Raw genomic sequence first — 5,256 nt, forward strand, 5'->3', positions numbered from 1 at the left:
CCGCTCGCCGTCCAGTACGCCGACTACGCGCTCTGGCAGCGTGACGTGCTGGGCGATCCGGACGACCCGGGCAGCCTGATCGCGGCGCAGCTCGACCACTGGCGGCGGACGCTCGCGGGCGCGCCCGAGGAGCTCGCGCTGCCCGCCGACCGGTCGCGTCCCGCCGAGGCGTCCTTCCAGGGCGGGTCGGTTCCGCTGGACGTGGGAGCGGCCACCCACGCGCGGCTCGTGGAGCTGGCGCAGCGGCGGGGCGCCACCATGTTCATGGTCGTCCAGGCGGCGCTGGCGATGCTGCTGGCGCGGCTCGGCGCGGGCACCGACGTGCCCATCGGCACCGTCACCGCCGGACGCGGCGACGCCGCGACCGAGGACCTGGCCGGGTTCTTCCTCAACACGCTGGTGCTGCGGACCGACGTCGGCGGCGACCCGTCGTTCACCGAGGTGCTGGGACGCGTCCGGGAGACCGACCTGGCCGCCTACGCCAACCAGGACCTCCCCTTCGAGCGCCTCGTGGAGGCCCTCAACCCGGCGCGGTCCCTCGCCCGCCACCCGCTCTTCCAGGTCATGCTCACCCTGCACAACACCCCGCGGGCCGACCGGCCGTGGGAGCTGCCGGGGCTGCGCGTCCGGCCGCTGCCGCCGGACGAGGGGGCCGTCCCGGCCAAGTTCGACCTGACGTTCGGGCTGCGGGAGCACCGCGACGGGCGGGGCATGCCCGCCGGAGTCTCGGGAGACCTGCAGTACGCCGGGGACCTGTTCGACCGGGGCACCGCCGAGCGGATCGCCGAGCGCCTCACCGGCCTGCTCGACCAGGTCGCCGCCGACCCCCGCGCCCGGCTCGGCCAGCTCGACGTCCTGACCGGGGAGGAGGCCCGGGACCTGCTGGCCCAGCGCGAGGCCCCGGCCCCCGCGCACCGCGACGTCTCGCTGGTGGACCTGTTCACCGAGCGGGTGGACGCCGCGCCGGACGCCGTGGCCGTGGTGGCGGGAGAGACCCGCTGGACCTACGCGGAACTGGACGCCCGGTCGGACCGGGTCGCCGCGGGCCTGACCGAGCGGGGCGTCCGCGCGGGCGACCTGGTGGGAGTGGTCCTGAACCGGTCGGCCGACCTGGTCGCCGTCCTCCTCGGCGTGCTCAAGACGGGCGCCGCCTACGTCCCGGTCGATCCGTCCTACCCGGCTGAGCGCGTCGGGTTCACGCTGGCCGACGCCGATCCGGCGCTCGTGGTGTGCGAACCCGCCACCGAACACCTCCTCCCGGGCGGACGCGACCGCTGGGTGCTGAACGGCACGCAGCCCGGTACCTTTCCCCGTCGCCAGGTGACTCCCGGCACCGCCGCTTACGTGATCTATACGTCGGGTTCGACGGGTCGGCCCAAGGGCGTGGTGGTGCCGCATGCGAATGTGGTGCGTCTGCTTGAGTCTGCGCGGGCGCGTTTCGATTTCGGTGCTGACGACGCGTGGGCGTTGTTCCATTCGTTCGCGTTCGACTTCTCGGTCTGGGAGCTGTGGGGAGCGCTGGGGTTCGGCGGCCGTGTGGTCGTGGTGCCCTGGGAGGTGTCGCGTTCGCCGGTGGAGACGGTCAAGCTGCTGGCCGCTGAGCGCGTGACGGTTCTGAACCAGACTCCGTCGGCGTTCTACCAGTTGATGGACGTCGAGGGCCTGCCGGACGTGGGTCTGCGCTGGGTGGTGTTCGGCGGCGAGGCCCTGGACGTGTCGCGTCTGTCGGGCTGGTTCGCGCGGTGCCCGGACACCGCGCTGGTGAACATGTTCGGGATCACCGAGACGACCGTCCACGTCACCTGGAGCCTGCTGGACGAGCAGGTGTGCGTGCCGGGCGCGGGGAGCGTGGTCGGCTCGGCTCTCCCGGGATACCGGGTCCACGTCCTGGACGCGTGGCTGCGTCCGGTGCCGCCGGGAGTGGTCGGGGAGATCTACGTCGCCGGTTCGGGCGTTGCGCAGGGATACCTGCGCCGCGCCGGCCTGACGGCGGGCCGGTTCGTCGCCGACGTGTTCGGGACCGGTTCCCGGATGTACCGGTCGGGAGACCTGGCGCGCCTGCGCGCCGACGGCTCCCTGGAGTACCTCGGCCGGGCCGACGCGCAGGTGCAGCTGCGCGGCTTCCGGATCGAACCCGGTGAGATCGAGACCGTGATCGCCGGATGCCCCGGAGTGCGCCAGGTCGCGGTCGTCGTCCGCGAGGACGCGAGCGGCACGCGCCGCCTCGTCGCCTACCTGGTCGGCGACGCCGACCCCCGCGCGGTCCGGGCCGAGGCGGCGGAGCGGCTGCCCGAGCACATGGTCCCGGCGGCGTTCACCGTCCTGGACGGCCTGCCGATCACCGTGAACGGCAAGCTCGACCACGCCGCCCTCCCCGCCCCCGACTTCACGGGTACCGGAGGCGGACGGCCCGCCGCGACACCGACCGAAGAGGTCCTGTGCGGGCTGTTCGCCGACGTGCTGGGCGTCGAGGCGGTCGGCGCGGACGACTCGTTCTTCGACAGGGGCGGCGACTCGCTGCTGGCGATGCGGCTGATCGCCCGCCTCCGGGTCGTCCTGGACGCCGAGGTGGGCATCCGGGAGCTGTTCGCGTCGCCCACCTCGGCCGGGATCGCCCGGCTGGTCGAGAGCGGGCGCGGCGCCGGCGTCCCGGTGGCGCCGCTGGCCGCGCGCGAGCGGCCCGACCGGATCCCGCTCTCGTTCGCCCAGCAGCGCATGTGGTTCCTGAATCAGCTGGAGGACGACGACACCCGGGCCGCCTACAACGTCTCCCACGTGGTGCGCCTCACCGGAGACCTCGACGTCGAGGCCCTGGGCTCCGCGCTCGCGGACCTCGCCGACCGGCACGAGACCCTCCGCACCGTGTTCCCCGACCACGACGGCGCCCCCTTCCAGCGGATCCTGCACGGCCTCGCCGGGCGGCCCGAGCTGGTCGTCCGCCCGGTGGAGCCCGCCGCGCTGCGCGCGGCGCTGAACGAGGAGACCTCCCACGGGTTCGACCTCGCCCGGGAGCTGCCGTGGCGGGTCCGGCTCCTGGCGCTCTCCCCGACCGAGGCGGTGCTGGTGGTGGTCGTCCACCACATCGCCGTGGATGGCCTGTCGCTGAACGTGCTGGTCCGCGACCTGGCGACGGCCTACGAGGCCCGCCGCGCAGGCCGCGCGCCGGACTGGGCGCCGCTCGCCGTCCAGTACGCCGATTACGCGCTCTGGCAGCGCGAGGTGATGGGCGATCCCGACGATCCCGACAGCCTGATCGCCGCGCAGCTTTCGTACTGGCGGGAGGCGCTCGCGGATGCGCCGGAGGAACTCGCGCTGCCCGCCGACCGCCCACGTCCCGCCGAGACGTCCTTCCGCGGAGCCCTCGTCCCGATCCGGCTCGACGCGGACGCCCACGCGCGGCTCGTGCGGGTGGCGCGCGGCAACGGCGCGACCATGTTCATGGTCGCGCAGGCCGCTCTGGCGATGCTCCTGGCCCGCCTCGGCGCGGGCACCGACATCCCCATCGGCACTGCCGTCGCCGGACGCGCCGACGCCGCGACCGAGGACCTCGCCGGGTACTTCGTCAACTCCCTGGTGCTGCGCACCGACGTGAGCGGCGACCCCACGTTCGCCGAGCTGCTGGCGCGGGTCCGGGACACCGACCTGGCGGCCTACGCCCACCAGGACCTCCCGTTCGAGCGGCTCGTCGAGGCCCTCAACCCGACCCGGTCCCTCGCCCGCCACCCGCTCTTCCAGGTCATGCTGTCGGTCGCGACGGACGAGCCGGGCGACTGGTCGCTGCCCGGCCTGCGCGCCGAGCCCGTCCCGGCCCAGGAGCCGGCCGCCAAGTTCGACCTGTCCGTCACCATCGAGGAACGGCTGCGCGACGGCGTCCCGGCGGGGCTGCGCGGCGCGATCGAGTACGCCACCGACCTGTTCGACGAGGCGACCGCGGCGGGCCTCGCCGAACGGCTCGCCCGCGTCCTCGCCCAAGTGGCGGCCGACCCCGGCACCCGCCTCAGCGGCCTGGAACTGCTGTCGCCGGAGCAGCACCGCACCATCGTGGAGGACTGGAACGACACCGACGTGCCCGTCCCCGCGCGGACCCTGGTCGAGGCGTTCGACCGGCAGGCGGCGGCGACCCCCGGCGTCACGGCCGTGCTGGACGACGACACCGGCCTCAGCTACGCCGAACTGGACGCGCAGGCCAACCGGCTGGCGCGCGAACTCATCACCCGGGGAGCGGGCCCCGAATCAACGGTCGCCGTTGTCCTGGAGCGCTCGGTGACGCTGCCCGGCGTCCTGCTGGGTGTCATGAAGTCCGGGGCGGCCTACCTGCCGATAGACCCCGAGCAGCCGGCCGAGCGCGTCCGCGACCTGCTGACCGGCGCAGCCCCCGACACGGTCGTGTGCGCGCGCGGCACCGAGCACCTCGTCCCCGGTGACCGCCTCGTCCTGGACGACCCCGCGACGGCCGCCGCGCTCGCCGGGCTCCCGGCCGGCCCGGTCACCGACGCCGACCGCCGCCTGCCGCTGCGTCCCGACCACCCCGTGTACGTGATGTACACGTCCGGTTCGACGGGCCGCCCCAAGGGGACGGTCCTCAGCCACCGCGCCGTCATGAACCAGCTCGTCTGGATGCGCGACCGGTACGGCGTCACCGCCGCCGACCGGGCGCTGCAGAAGACCTCGACCGGGTTCGACGTGTCGGTGTGGGAGCTGTTCCTGCCGCTGATCCTCGGCGCGGCGACCGTCATCGCCCGGCCCGGCGGCCAGCGCGACGCCGGCTACCTGCTCCGGCTGGTCGAGCGGACCGGCGTGACCGTCGCCGAGTTCGTCCCGTCGATGCTCGCGGCCCTGGTCAAGGAGGACGGCGCGGCGGGGCGGGCCCGGAGCCTGCGCGGCGTCCTGTCCGGGGCCGAGGCGCTCCCCGCCGAGCTGGTCGCGGAGTTCACCGGGCTGCTGGACGCGTCGCTGTACAACAGCTACGGCCCGACCGAGACCGCGATAGCCGTGACCGACCGGCTCTGCCCGCCGGACACCGGGCCGGGGCCCGTCCCGATCGGCCGTCCGGCCTGGAACACCCGCGTGTACGTGCTGGACGAGTTCCTGCGGCCCCTCCCGCCCGGCGCGGTCGGGGAGCTGTACGTGTCGGGCGTGCAGCTCGCCCGGGGCTACGCCGACCGCGCCGCGCTCACCTCGGAACGCTTCGTCGCCTGCCCCTACGCCGGGCCCGGGGAGCGCATGTACCGGACCGGCGACCTCGCACCGCTGGGC

Annotated in this window: 1 protein-coding gene; it reads left to right on the forward strand. The window is 74.6% G+C overall.

What is annotated here, in order from left to right; all coding sequences use genetic code 11:
* Window positions 1-5,256, forward strand: a 5,256-nt coding sequence (locus tag AB0J52_RS26375; protein WP_500184973.1) for an amino acid adenylation domain-containing protein, incomplete at both ends; no start/stop codon positions are given.

The sequence above is a fragment of the Spirillospora sp. NPDC049652 genome, assembly GCF_040675125.1.
In the GTDB taxonomy this organism is placed as follows: Bacteria; Actinomycetota; Actinomycetes; order Streptosporangiales; family Streptosporangiaceae; genus Spirillospora.